The sequence below is a fragment of the Pseudarthrobacter sp. fls2-241-R2A-127 genome (assembly GCF_030209355.1).
GTDB lineage: Bacteria > Actinomycetota > Actinomycetes > Actinomycetales > Micrococcaceae > Arthrobacter.
Genome location: NZ_JARVSF010000009.1, coordinates 222,504 through 244,315 on the forward strand (window position 1 = coordinate 222,504; position 21,812 = coordinate 244,315).

The following is a 21,812-nucleotide window of genomic DNA, read 5'->3' on the forward strand; positions in this document are numbered from 1 at the left end:
TCCGTCGTTACGCGCCAGGGGCTCCGTTTTCGGACGGGGCCCCTTTTGTGTGCCCGCGGACGCTCCCGGCACGGCCGCGGCGGGACACTGCATGGATGCTAGATTTGATCTGATGTCAGCCGATCGATCCTCTGGGGATGCCTTGAACGACGCAGCCGAACAGCTCCGCGTGTCCATTGTCATCCCGGCGTACAACGAGGAAAGCGTCATCAGGCAGTGCCTGATCGCCGCGATCTACCAGTCGGTTCCGGCCCACGAGATCATCGTGGTGGACAACCTCTCGAGCGACCGCACGGCAGCGATCGTCAGCCAGATGCAGCTCGAATATCCGGAAAGCCCCATAATCCTGCTTAGCCAGGACCGCGAACAGGGCCTGATCCCCACCAGGAATTTTGGACTGGACCACGCCACGGGAGATGTCCTTGGGCGGATTGACGCGGATTCCATCGTCGAACCCGACTGGGTGGAGCAAGTCCAGAAGGCATTTGCGGATCCTGTCGTCCAGGCGGCCACCGGGCCGGTGGTGTATTACGACATGCCCATGCGCCGTTTCGGGCTCAAGGCGGACGACAAGATGCGCCAGCTCATGCTGAAGCTGGCCAAGCACCAGTACCACTTCCTGTTCGGCTCCAACATGGCCCTGCGCGCCAGCGCCTGGGAAGCTATCCGGGACGAGACCTGCCGGGACGAAAAGGACGAGATGCACGAGGACATCGATTTGTCCTTGCATCTCGCCGACCATGAGCTGCCGGTCCGTTACTGGCCTCAGATGGTGTCCGGAATGTCAGCCCGCCGGCTTGAGGACTCTCCGCGGGACTACCGCTACTACGTCACCCGGTTCGACCGGACCTACAAAGCCCACAATGTGCGGAAAATGGCATTGAAGGCCCCCATGGTGGTCTTCTTTTCGGTGTATTTCCCGGCGAAGCTCCTGCGGGCCATCCACACGGTCAACACGGCGCAGCCTGTCCGCCGCGGCGGACAGTAACGCCTCCTCCGGCGGCAGCGCGGCAGCCGTCCTGTCAGTCCGTTCCCAGTTCGGCCAGCGGACGGCCCGACGGCGGTTCCTCCCCGGGCGGCAGCGGCCGCTTACCGGCCCTCCCGGACCGTTGCCCCAGGACAACGACGGCGAGTCCCGCCAGGATGAAGCCCAGCCCGACGTAGGTGCCCGCCGGAAGGGTTTCGTGCAGGAACACGGCGGCCAGCACTGCGGCCCCCGGTATTTCCAGCAGGATGATCATGGACACGATCAGCGGACTCACGGTGGCCAGCAGGTGGTTGAACGCCGTATGGCCCACCAATTGCGCGCAGACCGTGATGGCCGCGATGCCCAGCCACCCAGCCGGCTCGAACCCGGCCAGCGGCTGGCCGGCCACCAGGGCCAGCACCGCCACGAGGACCGCGCACATCCCGTAACAGAGCGTGGTGTACGTCCCGGTGGTCATGCTCTGCCGTGCTTTGCCTCCTGCCAGCGTGTAAAGCCCCGCCAGGGCGCCGCCAGCCATCGCCAGCAGGTCTCCGGTCAATGCCTGGGGTGAGGTACCCAGGTCAAAGCCGGTAATCGCCACAACACCGCCGAAGGCGATGCCCAGCCCGGCGAGTACCTGCCAGCGGTGCCGGGTTCCCCGGATGAGCTGGAACACGGCAATCCAGCCGGACTGCAGGCACACCAGGGCTGTGGCGGCGGCAACGGATGTCAGCTGCAAGGAGGTGATAAAGCAGGCAAAGTGCAGTGCGAGGGCGACGGCGGCCAGGGACGACCAGCGGAATTCCCTGCCGGTTACCCTGCCGAACTGCCGCGGCTCGCGGACCAGGGTAGGGGTGGCCATGACAGCAGCCCCGATGGCGTTGCGCCAAAAGGCGATTGCAAGGGCGCTGACGCTGGTGGCGCCCAAGGTGGCTGCAATGAGGGGCCCCGATGACGCCACGCCCAGGACGCCCAGGGCCGCGATGAAGAAGTTCACTGCAGCCCCCTTGATGCTGGTTACGCGTGGCGACGAAAAGCGAAAAGTCCCGGTCTGCGTTTCCGCTGACCGGGACTTTCTTATGGTGGAGGCACGGGGACTCGAACCCCGAACCCCCTGCTTGCAAAGCAGGTGCGCTACCAATTGCGCCATGCCCCCATAAGAAGCAACCCGTCAATCATACCCCAGGAACCGTGGAGGCCTTGACGGCTTCCAGACCTGGTGTCCGGGCTAGTCCACCGTGTCGGTTGACTTGCTCCAGACTGTTTTCCGGGTTTCGGATTCCTGTGCTTTCCGGAAGACCAGGAAGCCTGCGATCGCCGCTGCGAGTACCAGCAACTTCTTCACGTGCTCCCCGTTCCGGCCGGGTACCGGATGAATCCGGACCAAACCTCCGTTTGAAACCTGCACAGGTTCCGTGGGCGTACCAGGACTTGAACCTGGGACCTCTTCGTTATCAGCGAAGCGCTCTAACCGCCTGAGCTATACGCCCCGATGCCTCATCGGGCCGAGATATGACTGTACAGCACACCCCGGCCCGATCTCAAATCGGGCATTTCCACCGGATTAGCGCCGGCGAAAACGGGTTCTTAATCGTCCGTCAACGTGACGCCGATTCCGCCTACCAGCGTGGCGGAAATGTTGTAGAGGACGGCGGAGAGCATGGACAGAGCCGTCAGCAGCACAACGTTGACCACGGCGATGATGGTGGCGAATGAGGCTACCTGTCCCAGCGAAGCCACCTTCTTCAGTTCAAAACCGCCGCTTTCGGAGCCGGCGAGCGTTCCCAGCAGGCTGTCCACCTGGTCGAAGATTCCGGTCAGGTCCAGGACCGTCCACAGGACGATTGCTGCCACCACCGTGACGATGCCAAGTGCCACGGAGAGCAGGAATGCCATCTTCAGCACGGACCAGGGGTCCACCTTGCTGATCAGCAGCCGTGCCCGCCGGACCTTGGCCTTCGGCGCAGGCTTGACCAAGCCCGGGTTGCCCTGTCCCTGGGACCCTTGGGCGGGCCGCTGCCCGGGCTGCCCCTGGAAGGGACGCTGGCCGGGCTGGGCCGGGCGGTCGCCCTGCTGCGGTCGCTGGCCCGGGACAGCGGGACGCTGGCCGGGAGCACCTGCCGGGCGCTGCTGCGGACGGACGGGGGCGTTCACGCGGGGCGCCGCTGAAGGCCGGTTCCCGTCAGGAACGGTGCTGTTCGGCTTGGGAAATGAGTCGGAATTACTCACTCGTTACCTCCGTGTTGTCTTCGTTCGGCTCAGCGTCGCCCGAGGCGTCCTCTGACTCAACGGCCGGTGATTCTTCTGCCATTGCTGGCGCGGCGGAATCCCCAGCGGGCCCGCCATCTTCAGCCAACGTTACGTCATCCTCGGCGGATTCATCGTCCTCGAGGCCCCGCTCGCTGTTACGCGCCACCTCGATGATCCGGTCATTCTTGTCCGGCTTGGCGAAGATGACGCCCATCGTGTCGCGGCCCTTGGCCGGAACACCGGCCACGGAGGACCGGACAACCTTGCCGCCCTCCATGACCACCAGGACTTCATCCTCTTCCTGGACAATGAGGGCTCCCACGAGGTGGCCGCGTTCTTCCTGGTACTTGCCCACCTTGATACCGAGTCCGCCGCGGCCCTGGAGGCGGTATTCCTCCACAGCCGTGCGTTTGGCGTAGCCGCCCTCCGTCACGATGAAGACGAACGAACCGTCGGTCACAACATCGGCGGCCAACAGTTCGTCGTCCTCGCGGAACTTCATGCCGGTCACACCGGAGGTCGCCCGACCCATGGGGCGCAGGGCGTCATCGGTTGCGGTGAAGCGGATGGACTGGCCCATCCGGGAGACCAGGAAGAGGTCGTCCGTTTCCGAAACAAGCTGCGCCGACACCAGTTCGTCCTCGTCGCGCAGGTTGATCGCAATGACGCCGGCTGAGCGGTTGGTGTCGTAATCCTCGAGCCTGGTCTTCTTCACCAGGCCGCGCTTGGTGGCCAGCACCAGGTACGGCGCCTGCTGGTAGTCCTTCAAGTCCAGCACCTGGGCAATGTGTTCATCGGGCTGGAACGCCAGCAGGTTGGCCACGTGCTGGCCCTTGGCATCCCGGCCCGCTTCCATCAGCTCATACGCCTTGGCACGGTATACGCGGCCGAGGTTGGTGAAGAACAGCAGCCAGTGGTGGGTGGTCGTGACGAAGAAGTGTTCCACGACGTCGTCGCCGCGGAGCTGGGCACCCTTGATGCCCTTGCCGCCGCGCTGTTGCGAGCGGTAGTTGTCGCTGCGCGTGCGCTTGACGTAGCCGCCGCGGGTGATGGTGACCACCATTTCCTCTTCGGGAATCAGGTCTTCCATGGACATATCGCCATCGAAGCCCATGAGGATCTTGGTGCGGCGGTCGTCCCCGTGCTTGTCCACGATCTCGGCCAGTTCGACGCTGATGATCTCGCGCTGCCGCTGCTCGGAGGCCAGGATCGCGTTGTATTCGGCGATCAGGGCTTCGAGTTCGGTGTGCCGGTCCTGGATCTTCTGGCGTTCCAGGGCGGCCAGTCGGCGCAGCTGCATGTCCAGGATGGCCCGGGCCTGCAGCTCATCGATATCGAGAAGTTCCATCAGCCCGTCACGTGCCGCCTCGGTGGTGTTTGAGGCGCGGATCAGGGCAATGACCTCGTCGAGCATGTCCAATGCCTTCAGCAGGGCGCGGAGGATATGGGCTTCCTCTTCAGCCTTGCGCAAGCGGTACCTGGTGCGGCGTGCAATGACGTCCATCTGGTGGGTCACCCAGTGCCGGATGAACGCATCGAGGCTGAGGGTCCGGGGCACGCCGTCAACGATGGCCAGCATGTTGGCGGAGAAGTTGCTCTGCAGTTCGGTGTGCTTGTAGAGGTTGTTCAGCACCACCTTGGGCACCGCGTCACGCTTCAGCACGATCACCAGCCGCTGGCCGGTGCGTCCTGAGGTTTCGTCGCGGAGGTCGGCGATGCCGGAGATCTTGCCGTCCTTGACCAGTTCGGCGATCTTGATGGCCAGGTTGTCCGGGTTTGCCTGGTACGGCAGTTCCGTGACCACCAGGCAGGTGCGTCCCTGCAGTTCCTCCACGGCGACCACTGCGCGCATGGTGACGGAACCGCGGCCGGTCCGGTAGGCGTCCTCGATGCCCTTGTGTCCCAGGATGGTCGCGCCCGTGGGGAAGTCCGGGCCCTTGACCCGCAGCAGCAGTTCTTCGAGGAGTTCCTCGCGGCTGGCGCCGGGGTTGGCGAGGTACCACTGGACGCCGTCCGCCACTTCACGCAGGTTGTGCGGCGGGATGTTGGTGGCCATGCCGACGGCGATGCCTGAGGAGCCATTGACCAGCAGGTTGGGGAACCTGGCCGGCAAGATGGTGGGTTCCTGGTTCTTGCCGTCGTAGTTGTCCTGGAAGTCGACCGTTTCCTCGTCGATATCGCGGACCATTTCCATGGCAAGGGGCGCCATCTTGGTCTCGGTGTACCGGGGCGCGGCGGCACCGTCGTTGCCGGGTGAACCGAAGTTGCCCTGCCCGAGCGCCAGCGGGTAGCGCATGGTCCAGTCCTGGATCAGGCGGACCAGCGCATCGTAGATCGCGGTGTCGCCGTGCGGGTGGTACTGGCCCATGACCTCGCCCACCACACGGGCACACTTGTTGAAGGAACGGTCGGGGCGGTAGCCGCCGTCGAACATCGCGTACAGCACGCGGCGGTGCACGGGCTTGAGGCCGTCGCGGACATCCGGCAGTGCACGTCCCACGATGACGGCCATGGCGTAGTCCAGGTAGGAACGCTGCATTTCCGTCTGCAGGTCCACCTGCTCCACACGGTCGATCAGCACGTCGCCTTCAAGAACGGTGTCCGGTTCTCCGGCCTCGGGGGCGGGAATCTCGGGGGTTTCGTCGCTCATTCTATATTTTCCGTTTCAGGTATATGTCTGGTTCCGAATACTTTGGAGCGGGTCCTTAGATGTCCAGGAACCTGACGTCCTTGGCGTTCTGCTGAATGAAGTTGCGCCGCGACTCCACGTCTTCGCCCATCAGGACGGAGAAGATCTGGTCCGCGGCAAGGGCGTCATCCATGGTCACCTGCAGCAGGGTGCGGTGGTCAGGGTCCATGGTGGTGTCCCAGAGTTCGGTGTAGTCCATCTCGCCCAGGCCCTTGTAGCGCTGGATGCCGTTGTCCTTCGGGATGCGGCGTCCAGCGGCCTGGCCCGCCACAAGTTTGGCGTCGCGTTCGCGGTCGCTGTACACGTAGTCGTGCGGAGCGTTGGACCATTTGATCCGGTACAGCGGCGGCTGTGCCAGGTAGACGTAGCCGTTCTCGATCAGCGGACGCATATAGCGGAACAGCAGCGTCATCAGCAGGGTGGTGATGTGCTGGCCGTCAACGTCGGCATCGGCCATGAGGACGATCTTGTGGTACCGCAGCTTGGCGAGGTCGAAGTCCTCGCCGATCCCGGTGCCGAACGCGGTGATCATGGATTGGACCTCGGCGTTGCCCAGGGCCTTGTCCAGGCGGGCGCGCTCCACGTTCAGGATCTTGCCGCGCAGGGGCAGGATGGCCTGCGTTTCCGGGTTCCGGCCGCGTTTGGCGGAGCCACCGGCGGAGTCACCCTCCACGATGTAGACCTCGCACTTTTCCGGGTTCTTCGAGGAGCAGTCGGAAAGCTTGCCCGGCATGCCGAACGATTCCAGCGGGCTCTTGCGCCGGGCGTTGTCGCGTGCCTTCCGCGCAGCCATGCGTGCCTGGGCCGCCGAAATCGCCTTGCGGATGACGTCACGGGCGGGGCCCGGGTTGCGCTCCAGCCAGTCGCCCAGGCCGTCGGTGACCACGCGCTGGACGAACCCCTTGACCTCGGAGTTGCCCAGCTTGGTCTTGGTCTGTCCTTCGAACTGCGGTTCCGCAAGCTTGACGGAGATGACGGCGGTGAGGCCCTCGCGGATGTCGTCGCCCGTGAGGTTGTCGTCCTTTTCCTTGATGATGCCCTTTTCCCGGGCATACCGGTTGATCAGGGACGTCAGCGCGGCGCGGAAACCTTCTTCGTGGGTGCCGCCCTCATGGGTGTTGATGGTGTTGGCGTAGGTGTGCACGCTCTCGGAATAGGCGCTGGTCCACTGCATCGCCATTTCCAGGGCGATCCGGCGTTCGGTGTCCTCGGTTTCGAAGGCAATAACGTCTTCGTGGACCACCTCCACCTTCTTGCCGGAGTTCAGGTGCTTGACGTAGTCCAGCAGGCCTTCGTCGTACTGGTAGACCACGGTGCGGTGTTCGGCGCTGATTTCGCCGTCGGTGCTGAGGTCGTCGAGGTCGAGGTCGCCGTCGGCTTCGTCGTCCCCGGCCGCACGCTCATCCGTCAAGGTGATGCGCAGGCCCTTGTTGAGGAAGGCCATCTGCTGGAAGCGGGCCCGGAGGGTCTCGAAGTCGAACTCCGTGCTTTCGAAGATCGCCGGGTCCGGATAGAAGGTCTGGGTGGTGCCGGTGGCATCGGTCTCTTCACCCTGGACCAGGCTGCCCTGCGGCTTGCCGCCGTCGGCAAAGGACATCCGCCAGACGTGGCCCTGGCGCCGTACTTCGGTGTCCACCCTGCTGGAGAGGGCGTTGACCACGGAAATACCCACACCGTGGAGGCCGCCGGAGACCGCATACCCGCCGCCACCGAATTTGCCGCCGGCGTGCAGGATGGTCATCACCACTTCGACTGTGGGCTTGTGCTCGGTGGGGTGCATGTCCACCGGGATACCGCGGCCGTCGTCGACTACTTTGACGCCGCCGTCGGCCCGCAGCACCACTTCGATATGGCTGCAGTAGCCGGCGAGTGCCTCATCCACGGAGTTGTCCACAACTTCATAGACCAGGTGGTGGAGTCCGCGGGGACCCGTGGAGCCGATGTACATGCCCGGGCGCTTGCGGACAGCTTCGAGGCCTTCAAGGACAGTGATGTCGCTGGCGCCGTACTCCCGTGGGCTGGTTGACGCAGCCGGGGTATCGGGGGTCCGGCCATCCTCGACCGCTGTATCTGCTGCCAGAATATCTGTATTGTCGTTAGCCACAGGCGCTGCGACTCCTCTGTTCTCGATGATGGCCGGCTGATTTCTTTTCGCAGGGAAAAGTGACCCGCCAACAGGCACAAACTTATGGCGCCGGTGACTCGATGACGGTCGGTGATCCGCGCTCTGCGTGCGGGACGCGCGCGGAGAACGGACTGAAGTCAACGTTTCATCCGCGCCCAGTTATCTCGGTCAATTCTACCGCGAACACGCCCATATCCCCGCATTCCAGGGCCGTGGGCGGGCGGTTAATATGCCTGTACGAGGCTCTGGACCCCACCTAGGGCGGCCCAGTGGTGCGGCCTCCGGGTGCCTATACACGGCGCGGCCATTACCGGCCTCTATACGCCGTTGGGCGAAGTTTCAAGAGCTGCGGCCCAGGCTATCCGTACGTGTCCCGCGGCCCACGCCCGTTGACGCTGCGTCCGCCCTTGCGCCAGCTGGGTGCTGACGGGCCGAGGACCTGGATTTTGGTGACCACGCCCTCACCCAGTTCCCTGCGGAATTTGTCCAGCAGGCTGGTGCTGAGGAGCCTCAGCTGGGTGGCCCAGGCCGTGGAGTCACACCGCACGTGCAGTGTGGTGTCGGTAAAGCTTTCGGGGGTGCAGTGGGCGGAAATCTCCGGGCCCACCAAGGTGGCCCATTCCGCCATAACGGACCCCACCGCCACCGGCGAGGTCCAGCCGCGTTCCGCAACCAGCCGCCCAACAACCTTGCCCAAGCCCAGCGGATCCCGGCCCGTGGCGTGGAACTGGCTGAAGCCGCGGGTGTCCCGGATACTGCCCTTGGCTTTCTGGGATCCGGGCCGGGGCGCCTTCCTGCGGACTTCGCCGCGCGCGGCGGCCGCCTCGCGCATCCGGTTCAGTGCCGCCTGCGGGGCATCGATGTGGTCAGGTTCGCGGCCGGGCTGCAGCCCGGCGCCCTCGTCACTGCTCATCGATTCCTCCAGGGATGACCTTCACCCGCCGCCCGGACAACTCTTCCGGAATATCGGCGTCGACGGCGGCGGTCACCAGGACCTGTTCCGCGCCGGAGACTATAGCCGCCAGTTTACGCCGCCGCTGGACATCGAGTTCGGCAAAGACGTCGTCCAGGATGAGGATGGGAGCTGAACCTCCGGTGCGGGCATCATCGAGCATCACATAGTACGAGGCCAACCGCAGGGAGAGGCACATGGACCAGGTCTCTCCGTGGGAGGCATATCCCTTCGCGGGCGCCTGGCCGAGCGTGAGCTCCAGTTCGTCACGGTGCGGGCCGACGAGCGAAATGCCCCGTTCCAGTTCCTTCTTCCGTGATTCCGCGAAAGCCTGGATGTAGCGCTCCGTCAGCTGTTCGACGCTGAGAAGGCGCAGGTCCTCCTGTCCGGCGGACGAAACCCCCGCGGTGGTGCGCTGGGCATGGGCGGCCGGAACGCCGTCGTCGTCCATCTGGTTCTGGAGCGTTGAACGGTAGGTGGCATCCGCGGGCTTGGAAGCGTCAGTCAGCTCAGCGTAGGCACGGGCGAGGTGCGGACGAAGCCGTTCCACGAGTTCCAGCCGGGCGTGCAGCAGCTGCGCTCCAGCACGGGCCATGTGCTGGTCCCAGACATCCAGGGTGGCTTCATGGGCAGTGGTGAACCGTCCGGCCCGTGCTGATTTGAGCAGTGCGTTGCGCTGCTTCAGGACACGGTCGTAGTCGCTGCGGGTAGCTGCGTGGTGCGGGACCAGGCTGGCGAGCAGTTCATCCAGGAAACGCCGGCGGTGGGAGGGATCCCCCTTGACCAGTGCCAGGTCCTCGGGTGCGAAGAGGACGGTCTGGCAGATGCCCAGCAGGTCCCGTGCACGGACCGGGTTGCTGCGGTTGATCCGGCCGCGGTTGGCCCGTCCGGCGTTGATTTCCAGCTCCAGCACCGTGGTCTGTTCTCCGCGGACCACGCGGGCCCGGACCAGTGCGCGCTCCGTGCCGAACCGGAGCAGGGGGCCGTCGGAACTGACACGGTGGGAGCTGAGCGTGGCCAGGTAGCCGATGGCCTCCATCAGGTTGGTCTTGCCGATGCCGTTGTATCCCACCAGGACGGTGACGCCCGGGCCCAGGCTGAGGTCAACCTGGGCGTAGCTGCGGAAATCTGTCAGTGAAAGATGTTCAAGGTACACGCGGTGGTCGGCAATTCTGGAACCGGTGGTGGCTCCCGGTGGATGCTACTTGGCGGGACGGGTTGCATGGCCGCCGAACTGGTGGCGCAGCGCAGAAACCATCTTCATTGCGGGGGACGTGTCCTCGCGGGACGCAAAACGGGCGAACAGGGCGGCCGTGATCGCCGGGGCCGGAACCGCATTGGCAATGGCTTCTTCGACTGTCCAGCGGCCCTCGCCCGAGTCTTCGACGTAGTCGTCGATGGACTCCAGGCCGGGATCCTCATCCAGTGCTTTGACCATGAGGTCCAAGAGCCAGGAACGGACCACGGTTCCCTTTTGCCAAGCCCGGAAAGTGCCTGGCAGGTCCGTGACGATGTCCTTGGCGGCAAGCAGTTCGTATCCTTCGGCGTACGCCTGCATCAGGCCGTATTCGATTCCGTTGTGGACCATCTTGGCGTAGTGCCCCGCGCCGATTCCGCCAACGTGGACAAAGCTGTCAGCCCTGTCGCCCTCGGGCCGCAGCGCATCAAAGACCGGCATGGCGCGTTCAATGTCGCCGGCGTTGCCGCCCGCCATCAAGCCATAGCCGTTCTGCAGGCCCCATACACCTCCGGAGACCCCGCAGTCGGCGAACCGGATGCCCTTGGCGGCAAGGTCCTCTCCGTGTTTCTGGTCTTCGGTAAACCGTGAGTTTCCGCCGTCGATCACCAGGTCGCCGGGTTCGAGTTTGCTGCCCAATTCGCTGATGACCGCGTCCGTGACGTGCCCGGCCGGGACCATGACCCAGATGATCCTGGGCGCCGGGACAGCGGCGATCAGGTCATCGACGCTTGCGGCGTCCGTGACGTCGGGATTGCGGTCGTAGCCGGTGACCTCCACGCCACCCTTGCGCAGGCGTTCACGCATGTTGAAACCCATTTTGCCGAGGCCGATCAGTCCAATGTGCATGGCGGAACTCTTTTCTGCGCTAGTGGGAGGAACGGAGTTGGCGGCGGGAGCCGATGGGTGGGGCCCCGTTGGCGAGGGCCCTGGCCGAGCTTGCGAGGCAAGGGAGGCGGCGGGGACTAGTTGGGGAGGCGGACAGGCATGACCAGGTAGCGGTAGTCGTCCTGGTCTTCACCGTCGGCATCTGCCTGTGCCGTGATCATGGCGGGCTTGGGTGCCGTGGTGAACGAGAAGCGGACAAACTTGGTCTCGATGACGCTGAGGCCTTCGATCAGGTAGTGCGGGTTGAAGGCCACCGTAATGTCTTCCCCGGACAGCTGCGCCTCGAGTTCCTCGGAAGCCTGGGCGTCCTCGCCGGTACCGGCATCGAGGTTCAGCAACCCGTTGCTGAACGCCAGGCGGACCGGGGTGTTGCGTTCGGCGACGAGCGATACGCGACGGACGGCCTCCACCAGTTCCTGGGTCTGGACTGTGGCGTGGATCGGCGTGGACTCCGGGAACAGGGACCGGATTTTCGGGTAATCACCGTCCACCAGCAGGGACGTGGTGGTGCGTCCGCCGCTTTCGAATCCGATCAGCCGGCTGTCATCGTCGGACAGGGCGAGATTGATGTCGCCGCTGTTGCCGAGCGTTTTGGCTACTTCGTTGAGGGTCTTGGCCTTTACCAGGGCGCTGGTGGAAATGCCGGGAGTCACGGGTTTCCAGGGCACTTCGCGCATGGCAAGCCGGTAACGGTCGGTGGCCAGGAGGGTGATCAGGTCATCCTCGATCTCCATCCTCACTCCGGTCAGGATGGGAAGGGTGTCGTCCTTGCTGGCAGCAATGATTACCTGGGAGACAGCCTGCGCGAAAGCGTCACCGGGCACCGTGCCGCTGATGGCGGGCAGGGCAGGCAGCGGCGGATACTCGGCCTCCGGCATGGTGGCCAGGTGGAAGCTGCTTCGACGGCAGGTGAGGGTGACCTTGTTGCCGTCGGTTTCGACGTCTACCGGTGCCGAGGGCAAGCTGCGGCAAATGTCGGCAAGCAGCCGGCCGGAAACCAGGATGGTTCCTTCGTCCCTGATGTCAGCGGCGATCTCCAGCCGTGCGGAGGTTTCGTAGTCAAAGCTCGAGAGGCTGACGGTTCCGGCTTCTGCCTTCAGGAGCAGGCCGGAAAGGACAGGCACCGGCGGCCGCGGAGACAACGAACGGGCTGTCCAGGTGACGGCTTCTGCCAGGACGTCCCGATCGACTCTGAACTTCACGGAAGGGTGCCGCCTTTCATTGCTGCTGCCATGTAAACCCGGGAACTTCGCAGTGAAACTCCGGAAGATGTTGCGCGCACCTCCGGCGGTGCATGGTCCGTGCAGACGGAAACCACACAAAACCCAAGGATGGGAGCGCTGCTGACAGCTTAGCCGGAAGATCTGCGATTAACCCATCCCCGGGATCCCGGCCCGGCCCTTCCAGGGGCCGGAGGGCCCGTCCTGGTGAGGTGCGGATGGATCTTGTTGTTTGAGGGAATTCAATTTTTTGGGATTCGTAGTGTTAATAACTGCTGTGGAAACTGTGGATAACCTGATCCTGGCCCACGTTTCCGGGGTTAAGCCCTGTTCACGGACTGTGCGTTACCTGGGTTTTAAACAGGGTGTGGATGGGGACAACGTTCAGGGCCATTTTTAACGATCCACAGACGCCTTAAGGGTTTTAAGCCCATTAACCGCGCTTGTCCCCTTAAGTATCCACAGGCTTATCCACATGCCCCTGTTAATAAGGTATAGAGTGCGCGGCGCGGTGTGGATTCAGGAGTCGCGCTGCTGCTGTTTGATCCTGTTGGTCAGTTCCGTCACCTGGTTGTAAATCACACGGCGTTCGGCCATCAGCTCACGGATCTTGCGGTCGGCATGGATCACCGTGGTGTGGTCACGGCCGCCGAGTTCCTGCCCGATCTTGGGCAGCGACATGTCCGTCAGCTCACGGCAGAGGTACATGGCGATCTGGCGGGCGGTGACCAGGGTCCGGGTGCGGGACTTGCTGCAGAGCTCTTCCATGCTGAGCTTGAAGTAGTCAGCCGTCTGCTGGAGGATCTGCGCGGAGGTGATTTCCTGCGCACCGTCATCGGTGATCAGGTCCTTCAGGACCATCTCGGCCAGCGCAACATCCACCGGCTGGCGGTTCAAGCTGGCGAAGGCGGTGACACGGATCAGGGCGCCCTCAAGCTCGCGGATGTTGCTGGATATCTTGGACGCGATGTACTCCAGGGCGTCGTCGGGTGCCGACAGTCCCTCGCTGAGCGCCTTCTTCCGCAAGATCGCGATACGCGTTTCGAGTTCCGGCGGCTGAATGTCTGTCAGCAGTCCCCACTCGAACCGCGACTTCATCCGGTCCTCGAACCCGGCGAGCAGCTTGGGCGGCTGGTCCGAGGTAATGACCACCTGCTTGTTGTTGTTGTGCAGCGAGTTGAACGTGTGGAAGAACTCCTCCAGCGTCCGGTCCTTGCCCGCGAGGAACTGGATGTCATCGATCAGCAGGACGTCCACGTTGCGGTAGGTGGTTTTGAAGCTTGCGCCTTCGTCGTCCCGGATGGAGTTGATGAAGTCGTTGGTGAATTCTTCGGAATTGACGTACCGGACCCGGATGCCGCTGTAGAGCCGGCGCGCGTAGTGCCCGATCGCATGCAGGAGGTGGGTTTTGCCGAGGCCGGAGTCACCGTAGATGAACAGCGGGTTGTAGGCCTTGGCGGGCGCCTCGGCCACAGCGACGGCGGCCGCGTGGGCAAAGCGGTTGGAGGAACCAATCACGAAAGTGTCGAAAACGTATTTGGGGTTCAGCCGGCCGAATTCGTGTGAGGTGCTTGGCAGCATGGGCTGCGGCTTCTGTTCGATCAGCTGGTCCGGCGCATAGGCAGGTTCGACGACGGGCTCGGGCTCTTCGTGGATGGGCACCAGATCGGTGTCCACGTCGATGGCGCAGCGGATGTCCTCCGAAAAGACATTGTGCAGTGCATCGTCAAGGGCATCCTTGACCTGGGTCTGGAGCACTTCCCGGGTGAGTTCGTTGGGGACGGCCACCAGGAGGGTGGAACCGATCAGTCCTTGGGCCTGGGCGAGGATGACAAACCCCCGCTGGCGCGGCGAAACACGGTGGTCCTGTTCCAGCAGGCTGACAACCCGGCGCCAGGAACTTCCGACAGTATTGGCGTGGTTGGCTTCGTCTACTGTCATCAATCGGTTCCCTCAAAACTTGCTATGCCTGCATTGCTTGCAGCCCAAGTCCGGAACCAGGATGCTGGCCCAACTTAATCCACAGGGTTATGCACAGTCCGTGGATAATCGGCTACTGGGACACTCTAGGGGATCAAAAGCCTAGAAGATAGCTGGCTATCCGGCTGTGGATAATTACATGGTTGTGGTTCCCGAAACACCCCTGTGAGCCACTTCATCCACAGCCTGTTGGGGATAGTTAGGCACAGCTGGGGACAGCGTTGCAGGGGCGTCCCGGTTTGACTCCGGGCCTTGAATTGCCCTAACGTTGTGAAGTCCTTTGTGTCCGCTTTTTGGCCCCATCTGAACTTCCAGGCGCAGTGCGCTTGGGCAGCCGGGGGAAGCGTGCATATACAAAACTTAGCGTCGGCCAGTTCTTCCCCATACTGATCGGGTGGGCGCACCTTTGATCCACTGGAGTAACTAACGTGAGCAAGCGGACTTTTCAGCCGAATAACCGCCGTCGAGCCAAGAAGCACGGCTTCCGCCTTCGTATGCGTACCCGTGCCGGCCGCGCCATCCTGGCAGCCCGTCGTGGCAAGGGCCGCACCGAGCTTTCGGCCTAAATAACTGACTTGTCGGTAGAGATCCCTTTGCGAGTTTAAGGTGCTGGCCGCCCGCAACCGCTTGAGGACTGCAACCGATTTTTCAACAACCGTACGTTCCGGTGTCCGCAATGGACGCCGGAACGTAGTGTTATATGCGGCAGCCATCGCTGCCGACGAACCCAGCCGGATCGGGTTCATTGTTTCCAAGAGTGTAGGGAACGCCGTGGTCAGGAACCTCGTTAAGAGGAGACTGAGGGAAGCGGCTGCCGCCTCACTGCGCGAACACGCAACTGGACTAGCCATCGTGGTGCGGGCTCTGCCCGCGTCTTCGTCTGCCAGTTGGGAGCAGCTGCTGGCGGATTACAACGCAGCATTGGAAACAACGCAGAACCGGCTGGCCGGACGGCCGCCACGGCCTGCCGCCAAAGGTTCGGCCGATACAACACGGGAGGGGACAACGCGTGCCTAACGCCACTGGCGTCGTCGCCCGTTTCCGGAACGTGACTGCCGCGGTGGCAACGTTCCTCTGGAACCTGCCCCGGAACATCCTGATTCTCCTGCTGATGGCATACCGCAAGGTGGTTTCTCCCTTGTACGGCCCCGTCTGCCGATTCTTCCCTTCATGCTCGGCCTATGCCCTTGAAGCGGTCACCGTCCACGGCGCCGTCAAGGGAAGCTGGCTCGCAGTCCGGCGCCTTGGCCACTGCCACCCATGGAATGCCGGCGGAGTGGACCACGTCCCCGCCGGCGGCCGGGAATGGCCCGCGGGCCGGACCCCCACAATTGTTGTGCTGAACAATCCGGACAAGTACCTGGTTGCTCGGACTGATGAAGAAGGCCGCAGTGCGGCCTGACGAATAGGGATAAGTATGGACATCTTTGGAGCAATAATCGGCCCGTTCAAGTGGCTGGTTTCGTTCATCATGGTGGCGTTCCATGACGGGCTGAGCAGCATTGGCATGCCTGCCGCGAACGGCTGGACCTGGACATTGGCCATCATCGGGCTGGTGCTGGTGATCCGCGCTGCCCTGATCCCGGTATTCGTCAAGCAGATCAAGGCCCAGCGCGGCATGCAGTTGCTGCAGCCGGACCTGAAGAAACTCCAGGAAAAGTACAAGGGCAAGACCGACCAGCTGTCCCGCCAGGCCATGGCCCAGGAACAGATGGCCATGTACAAGAAGCACGGGACCAACCCGTTCTCCGCCTGCCTGCCCATGCTGATCCAGATGCCCTTCTTCTTCGCCCTGTTCCAGGTGCTTTCGGGCATTTCGCAGGCCAAGGACCAGGGTGCCGGCATTGGGGCCATGAGCCACGAGCAGGTTGTGGAGTTCGACGCTTCCAGCATCTTCGGCGCGCCCCTGTCTGCCGCTCTGCTGCACGGCGGTGCCGGGAACACGGCAGTGGTGGTGCTCTCGATCGTGATGATCCTGGCCATGACGGCCTCCCAGTTCATCACCCAGAAGCAGATCATGGCCAAGAACATGTCCGAAGAAGCCATGGCCAGCCCGTTCATGCGGCAGCAGAAGATGATGCTCTACATCCTGCCGGTGGTCTTCGGCGTGGGTGGCATCAACTTCCCCATCGGTGTCCTGATCTACTGGACCACCACCAACCTTTGGACCATGGGCCAGCAGTTCTTTGTGATCCGCCGCATGCCGACCCCGGGATCCCCCGCTGCCAAGGCCTTGGCCGAACGCCGTGCCGCCAAGGGCCTGCCGGCCCTGTCCGTCCTCACCGGCAAGCGGGATGAAGCAGCCGACGCCGCCGCGGCTGCCGCCCTGGAAGCCAAGGGACAGCGCGTCCAGCCCCAGCGTAAGAACAGGAAGAAGAAGTAATGTCAGCCGAGAGCACAGAGCACGTCCTTTCCGAAGAAATCGCAGACCAGGACGAGTCTGTGAACCAGGACGCTTCCCCCAGCAAGTCTTCCGCCGCCAGCCGCCTCGAAGAAGAGGGCGATGTCGCTGCCGATTACCTGGAGGAACTGCTGGACATCGCTGACATCGACGGCGACATCGACATCGAGGTCCGTAACGGACGCACCTACATCTCGATTGTCGCGGAAGAAGAAACCGAAGGCCTCGAAGGCCTGGTAGGGGAAGACGGCGAGGTGCTTGAGGCCCTCCAGGAGCTCACCCGGCTGGCCGTACTGTCCGCCACGGAGAACCGCTCACGCCTTGTCCTGGACATCAACGGCTACCGGCAGGAACGCACCGGCCACCTGCAGAAGATTGCCGAGGACGCCGCAGCATCCGTCAGGGAAACCGGTAAGCCCGTTGCCCTCGAACCGATGAGTGCCTACGAACGCAAGATTGTGCACGACGCCGTGGCTGACCTCGGATTGGTCAGCGAGTCCGAGGGTGAAGGCTCCGGGCGCCACATTGTTGTTTCCGCAGACTAGAGAATGCCAGCACGATAACCATGGTTGATATCACGGCAGCAGAGCTTCGCGCTGCTGAGAAGATTTTTGGCGACCGCCTGGACCTGGCCAAGCGCTACGTGGAGCACCTGGCCACTTCCGGGACCGAGCGCGGGCTGATCGGACCCCGCGAAGTTCCCCGCCTGTGGAGCCGCCATGTACTCAATTGCGCGGTCATCGAAAGTGAGATTGCGCAGGGAAGCCACGTTGCCGACGTCGGGAGCGGGGCAGGCCTGCCGGGTCTGTGCCTTGCCATCGCCCGCCCCGACCTGGAATTGACGCTCATTGAGCCCCTCGAGCGCAGGGTGATCTGGCTCCAGGAAGTGGTGGACGATCTCGGCCTGGACAACGTCACGGTCATGCGCACCAGGGCCGAGCTGGCGGTGGGGCACGTGGAAGCAGACGTGGTCACGGCCCGTGCCGTCTCGGCGCTGACCAACCTTGCGGGCCTGACCATTCCGCTCCTCGCAGGGCACGGTGAAGTGGTTGCCATTAAGGGCCGCAGCGCCGGTGAGGAAATTGAAAAGGCGGCGAAAGTCATTCGCAAGCTTGGAGGGGTGAAGACTTCGGTGGTCACCGTCGGTGACAACCTCCTCGAAGAGCCCACCACTGTGGTGCGCATCGTAGTGAACAAGTCCCAAAAGAAGTCCTAAAGTGGGCCTGCTGACGGTAGTCAGACGGGTGGAGCAGTTAGGCTAGACAACGGCAGCAAAATTGGCTGAACGAGAGTGAGTGTGCCCTAGTGACGAGTAGTGAAGCCTCCGCACAACGGATCCCGCCGTTTGTGTCTCTGGGGTCGGCACGTTCCGTCGCTGGTTCCGGGTTGGCCGGTTTGGCAATGGCTCCGGCCCGCGGCGGAAACCATCCACGGCCGGCCACTGGTGCCGCAGGAAACTCGGTTTCACGTGAAACAACCTCTTCCGGTAGGTCAAATGTCATTGACGCTATTGATGACTCGAGTCCGATCGCCCGTGAGCTCGCACACGAGACCAAGCGCCGGGAGCGCCTGGTGGGGCGCCAGCTCCCGCGCCCGGACCAGACCCGGATCTTCACCGTTTCCAACCAGAAGGGCGGCGTGGGCAAGACCACGACCACGGTGAACATCGCCGCAGCCCTGGCGGCTGCCGGGCTCAACGTCCTGGTGATCGATATCGATCCCCAGGGCAACGCCTCCACCGCGTTGGGTATTGAACACCACGCTGATGTGGACAGCATTTACGACGTCCTGATCAACGACGTCCCCCTGGCCGATGTTGTTGCCCCGTGCCCGGACATCGGGAAGCTGATCTGCGCCCCTGCCACCATCCACTTGGCGGGTGCCGAGATCGAGCTCGTGTCCCTGGTGGCCAGGGAACAACGGCTTCGACGCGCAATCGACGTTTACGCGAAAACACGTGAAAAAAACGGCGAAGAGCGCCTCGATTACGTTTTCATCGACTGCCCGCCCAGCCTTGGCCTCCTGACGGTCAACGCGTTCTGCGCGGCCAGTGAGGTTCTGATTCCCATCCAGTGCGAGTACTACGCCCTGGAGGGCCTCAGCCAGCTCCTCAAGAACATCGAGATGATCCAAAAGCACCTCAATGCGGATCTCGTTGTTTCAACGATCCTGCTCACCATGTACGACGGCCGTACCAACCTCGCTGCCCAAGTGGCCGCGGAAGTACGCCAGCACTTCCCTGACCAGGTGCTCTCCGCCGTCGTCCCCCGCTCGGTGCGGATCTCTGAAGCTCCCAGCTACCAGCAGACGGTCATGACCTACGACCCGTCCTCGAGCGGTGCCCTGTCCTACCTGGAAGCCGCCGCTGAAATAGCGGAACGCTAGAATCTTCAATACCGCAACGCATGGAGGCCCGGGTCGTCCTGGCTTCACCACTGGAGGGATTTACCCATGAGCGAGAAGCGACGGGGCTTAGGCCGCGGTCTTGGCGCGCTGATTCCAAGTTCCGCCGCAGCCAATGGCTCTGCCAGCGGCGCAGCGGTATCGAGGCCAGTGGATCTGTTCTTTCCCGAAGGCCGGAAGAAGAGCGAACCCGTAGAGCAGCCGGCAGCGCCCACTAACGGGACGGAAAACCCGGCGCCCGCACCCCGGGCGTCAGCAGCCAAGACAAGCACCGCCAAATCCGCGCCCAGCGACAAGCCCACCGCCACGGGGGCTTCGGCGGCCAACGGTGCTGCCGGGAACAAGGCCGCTGCGAGGAAGGCTCCGGCTGCGCGGTCCAAGGCGGCAGATAAGCCTGGGCCTGCAGCAGCGGCCGAAGCTCCCCAGCTTGCTGAGTCGGCTCAGCCTGTCGAGGCCGCCGCTGCACCGGCTTCGGTGGAACCTGCTGCGGTCCCCGACTCCGGTGTCGAGTTGGTTGAGGTACCCGGCGCACGGTTCGCGGAACTGCCGGTGGGTGACATTCATCCCAACCGTAAGCAGCCCCGAAATGTCTTCGATGAGGACGACATGGCCGAGCTGGTGCACTCCGTTCGGGAAATCGGAGTGCTGCAGCCAATTGTTGTTCGTACATCAACCGAAAATGGTAGCGAACCCTATGAATTGGTCATGGGTGAACGCCGCTGGCGGGCTGTCCAGGCCGCGGGACTGGAAACCATCCCCGCCATCATCCGGGACACCACCGATGATGACCTTCTGCGCGATGCCCTCTTGGAGAACCTGCACCGCAGCCAGCTGAATCCCCTCGAAGAGGCAGCGGCATACCAACAGCTCCTGGAGGACTTCGGGACCACTCACGAGCAGCTGGCAGACCGGATCGGCCGCTCCCGGCCCCAGGTGTCCAACACGCTGCGCCTGTTGAAGCTGCCCCCGCTAGTGCAGCGACGTGTAGCTGCCGGTGTCCTGTCCGCCGGCCACGCCCGTGCCCTTCTCTCGTTGCCGGACGCAGCCGCAATGGAGCGGCTCGCCCAGAAGATCGTGGCCGAGGGCATGTCAGTACGCGCAACCGAAGAGGCAGTCACGCTCTACCAGGATCCCGCTAAACCGGCCAAGAATAATATTCCCCGTCCCGGCGCGCGGCACGAGCGGCTCGATTACTTGGCATCGTCGTTGTCCGACCGGCTGGACACCAACGTGAAGATCTCCCTCGGTGTTCGCAAAGGCAAAGTTAGTATCGAGTTCGCCAGCGTGGAAGACCTCAACCGCATCATGGACGTCCTGGCACCGGGATCTAACAACTAGCGCTTCCATATGTTAAATGTAGAGAGGCCCATTCAGAATGAATCGGGCCTCTCTTGGTTTTGCGTACCACTTCAAGACGATGCAGTTTGTAACCGGTGTGGTATGGGATTTAAAGGGTTGAGCTGAGCCGGGCCCGGAGCTGGATACCTGCCCCTCGCGCATCCCGAGTAACTTAGTCGCGCGACGTTCGGCGGCGTATCGACTGTTTCGAGCACAGTCGCAGGCGATTCGGTGTCTGGGCCGCATCATTCCCCGCATCAGTCTTTCGTTGACCCCTAACGGTGTCTTGTTCACGCTAGGTTGTGCACTAGGTACCGCCATTGAGCGGTTTCGTTGCCGTACTGAGGTTAGATGCTGACTAATGTGAGCAAAGAGGGAAATCGAGGCCACAGCTGGGACGCAGGGGGCATGTAAGCCTCCCAAACTGGCCCGGGGTCAGTGACAAGCGCGGGCGTTTCCCGGGCTGTCAGCGGCCTCACCAAGGCCTCTGAACGGACAGGTACGGGCGCTCTAGAGTCTCCCCTAGCGGTTGCTGCTTTGTTGTGGACCAGCAGTGTGTGGGCTCTAGCTCTGCTTCAGTGAGTTCTAAAGGGTAAGGTTTAGCTTTGATCTGTTTTGCGTTCGTTTCACGTGAAACGAAATGCTCATTTATGAAGCTCGTAGAAGGCTGTTTCAGGCATCAGCAACATCGTCTCGTGCGGTTCCATTTTGCTGTCCCCTGCGAGCATTCGGTGTCCTAGGCTGCTTCATCCCGTGCGCCGTGAACCCTCTGTAGTGGGCTCAGTTTTGTCAGTGCGGCGGCGGATAATCTGAAGCTGTGGATAGGTAGACGTTCATCACGGAGAGACCGCAAGTACGTATCTACTGGCTAGAGCGGCTGGGGGGCACACGTCCATCCCATAGGTACCGGGGCAATTACAGTTCCGTTCTTGGGAATTAGGGTTTGGCAGTCTTTTCTTGATATTCGCTGCTGCGACTACTCCTCCCTTGGAGGTACAGGTGCGTATGCTTTTTCCTCGCAAAACGCGATGCACTTGCCCATCGAAGTGAGCTTTCGCCGTAGACCCACTCGTCCGCCTAGGCATTCTGAAGTTTCCCTCCCGCAAACAGATGTGCCTATTAGCGGCTTCAGTGTCCCTTCGGCCAAGCGGTGAGTGGTGATTCGCTAATCTAGAGGGCCGGAGCCGGCTTGGATGGTCGTAGGTTCTGACGTTGTTGACCGGCCGAAAGTGCCGGCGAATGGACCCATTGGCCATTAGCAGCGGATGTTTCACGTGAAACAGAATCCAGGAGATGCGACTCTCCCCCGGTAATCATGATGCATGTTTCAAGTGAAACAAGGACGGATTAAGATCAGGTGGT

At 62.8% G+C, this 21,812-nt stretch carries 19 protein-coding genes and 2 tRNA genes; 9 read left to right on the forward strand and 12 right to left on the reverse strand.

Features of this window, described 5'->3' with window-relative positions:
- Window positions 1-112 precede the first annotated feature (112 nt).
- On the forward strand, window positions 113-988 hold the full coding sequence (locus tag QRN53_RS07710; protein ID WP_285243425.1) for a glycosyltransferase family 2 protein: 876 nt from the start codon (window positions 113-115) through the stop codon (window positions 986-988).
- A gap of 34 nt (window positions 989-1,022) precedes the next feature.
- Here the strand turns inward: QRN53_RS07710 and QRN53_RS07715 are convergent, their stop codons facing one another.
- The 12 genes from QRN53_RS07715 to dnaA all read right to left on the reverse strand — a co-directional run bounded on the left by QRN53_RS07715 (window position 1,023) and on the right by dnaA (window position 14,269).
- Window positions 1,023-1,964 carry a DMT family transporter gene (locus QRN53_RS07715; protein ID WP_285243426.1) on the reverse strand — a complete coding sequence of 314 codons (942 nt, stop codon included), beginning with the start codon at window positions 1,962-1,964 and terminating at the stop codon, window positions 1,023-1,025.
- An 83-nt stretch (window positions 1,965-2,047) separates the two neighbouring features.
- A tRNA-Ala gene (locus tag QRN53_RS07720) sits at window positions 2,048-2,123 on the reverse strand.
- Window positions 2,124-2,195: 72 nt separating this feature from the next.
- On the reverse strand, window positions 2,196-2,312 hold the full coding sequence (locus tag QRN53_RS07725) for a DLW-39 family protein (protein ID WP_285243427.1): 117 nt from the start codon (window positions 2,310-2,312) through the stop codon (window positions 2,196-2,198).
- 71 nt (window positions 2,313-2,383) lie between these two features.
- A tRNA-Ile gene (locus QRN53_RS07730) sits at window positions 2,384-2,457 on the reverse strand.
- 97 nt (window positions 2,458-2,554) lie between these two features.
- Window positions 2,555-3,196, reverse strand: a complete 642-nt coding sequence (locus QRN53_RS07735; protein WP_285243428.1) for a DUF3566 domain-containing protein — start codon at window positions 3,194-3,196, stop codon at window positions 2,555-2,557.
- Window positions 3,189-5,867 carry a DNA gyrase subunit A gene (gene gyrA, locus QRN53_RS07740; protein ID WP_285243429.1) on the reverse strand — a complete coding sequence of 893 codons (2,679 nt, stop codon included), beginning with the start codon at window positions 5,865-5,867 and terminating at the stop codon, window positions 3,189-3,191. Before gyrA ends, QRN53_RS07735 begins: the two co-directional genes overlap by 8 nt.
- 55 nt (window positions 5,868-5,922) lie before the next feature.
- Window positions 5,923-8,010 (reverse strand): DNA topoisomerase (ATP-hydrolyzing) subunit B, encoded by a 2,088-nt coding sequence (gene gyrB / locus QRN53_RS07745; RefSeq protein ID WP_285243430.1) that lies wholly within the window; start codon window positions 8,008-8,010, stop codon window positions 5,923-5,925.
- A gap of 379 nt (window positions 8,011-8,389) precedes the next feature.
- Window positions 8,390-8,944 carry a DciA family protein gene (locus tag QRN53_RS07750; RefSeq protein ID WP_285243431.1) on the reverse strand — a complete coding sequence of 185 codons (555 nt, stop codon included), beginning with the start codon at window positions 8,942-8,944 and terminating at the stop codon, window positions 8,390-8,392.
- A complete protein-coding gene (gene recF, locus QRN53_RS07755; RefSeq protein WP_285243432.1) occupies window positions 8,934-10,139 on the reverse strand; it encodes a DNA replication/repair protein RecF in 1,206 nt (401 codons plus the stop codon). The genes QRN53_RS07750 and recF overlap by 11 nt, the downstream gene beginning before the upstream one ends.
- A 45-nt stretch (window positions 10,140-10,184) precedes the next feature.
- Entirely contained in the window at window positions 10,185-11,069 is an 885-nt protein-coding gene (gnd, locus tag QRN53_RS07760; protein WP_285243433.1) for a phosphogluconate dehydrogenase (NAD(+)-dependent, decarboxylating), read from the reverse strand.
- 116 nt (window positions 11,070-11,185) lie between these two features.
- Entirely contained in the window at window positions 11,186-12,310 is a 1,125-nt protein-coding gene (gene dnaN / locus QRN53_RS07765) for a DNA polymerase III subunit beta (RefSeq protein ID WP_285243434.1), read from the reverse strand.
- Between the two features lie 537 nt (window positions 12,311-12,847).
- On the reverse strand, window positions 12,848-14,269 hold the full coding sequence (gene dnaA, locus QRN53_RS07770; protein WP_018769876.1) for a chromosomal replication initiator protein DnaA: 1,422 nt from the start codon (window positions 14,267-14,269) through the stop codon (window positions 12,848-12,850).
- Between the two features lie 467 nt (window positions 14,270-14,736).
- On the opposite strand from dnaA, the gene rpmH reads away from it, so the two are divergent.
- The 8 genes from rpmH (at window position 14,737) to QRN53_RS07810 (ending at window position 20,450) form a co-directional block, all read left to right on the forward strand.
- On the forward strand, window positions 14,737-14,874 hold the full coding sequence (rpmH, locus tag QRN53_RS07775) for a 50S ribosomal protein L34 (RefSeq protein WP_003800212.1): 138 nt from the start codon (window positions 14,737-14,739) through the stop codon (window positions 14,872-14,874).
- Between the two features lie 40 nt (window positions 14,875-14,914).
- A complete protein-coding gene (gene rnpA / locus QRN53_RS07780) occupies window positions 14,915-15,325 on the forward strand; it encodes a ribonuclease P protein component (protein WP_285243435.1) in 411 nt (136 codons plus the stop codon).
- Complete coding sequence (gene yidD / locus QRN53_RS07785; protein ID WP_285243436.1) at window positions 15,318-15,710, forward strand: membrane protein insertion efficiency factor YidD; 393 nt, start codon at window positions 15,318-15,320, stop codon at window positions 15,708-15,710. Before rnpA ends, yidD begins: the two co-directional genes overlap by 8 nt.
- A gap of 15 nt (window positions 15,711-15,725) precedes the next feature.
- Window positions 15,726-16,691 carry a membrane protein insertase YidC gene (yidC, locus tag QRN53_RS07790; protein ID WP_285243437.1) on the forward strand — a complete coding sequence of 322 codons (966 nt, stop codon included), beginning with the start codon at window positions 15,726-15,728 and terminating at the stop codon, window positions 16,689-16,691.
- On the forward strand, window positions 16,691-17,254 hold the full coding sequence (locus tag QRN53_RS07795; protein ID WP_285243438.1) for a Jag family protein: 564 nt from the start codon (window positions 16,691-16,693) through the stop codon (window positions 17,252-17,254). Before yidC ends, QRN53_RS07795 begins: the two co-directional genes overlap by 1 nt.
- 20 nt (window positions 17,255-17,274) lie before the next feature.
- Entirely contained in the window at window positions 17,275-17,925 is a 651-nt protein-coding gene (gene rsmG, locus QRN53_RS07800) for a 16S rRNA (guanine(527)-N(7))-methyltransferase RsmG (protein ID WP_285243439.1), read from the forward strand.
- 89 nt (window positions 17,926-18,014) lie between these two features.
- Window positions 18,015-19,094, forward strand: a complete 1,080-nt coding sequence (locus QRN53_RS07805) for a ParA family protein (protein ID WP_285243440.1) — start codon at window positions 18,015-18,017, stop codon at window positions 19,092-19,094.
- A 66-nt stretch (window positions 19,095-19,160) separates the two neighbouring features.
- Window positions 19,161-20,450 carry a ParB/RepB/Spo0J family partition protein gene (locus tag QRN53_RS07810; protein ID WP_285243441.1) on the forward strand — a complete coding sequence of 430 codons (1,290 nt, stop codon included), beginning with the start codon at window positions 19,161-19,163 and terminating at the stop codon, window positions 20,448-20,450.
- The last annotated feature ends 1,362 nt before the right edge of the window (window positions 20,451-21,812 follow it).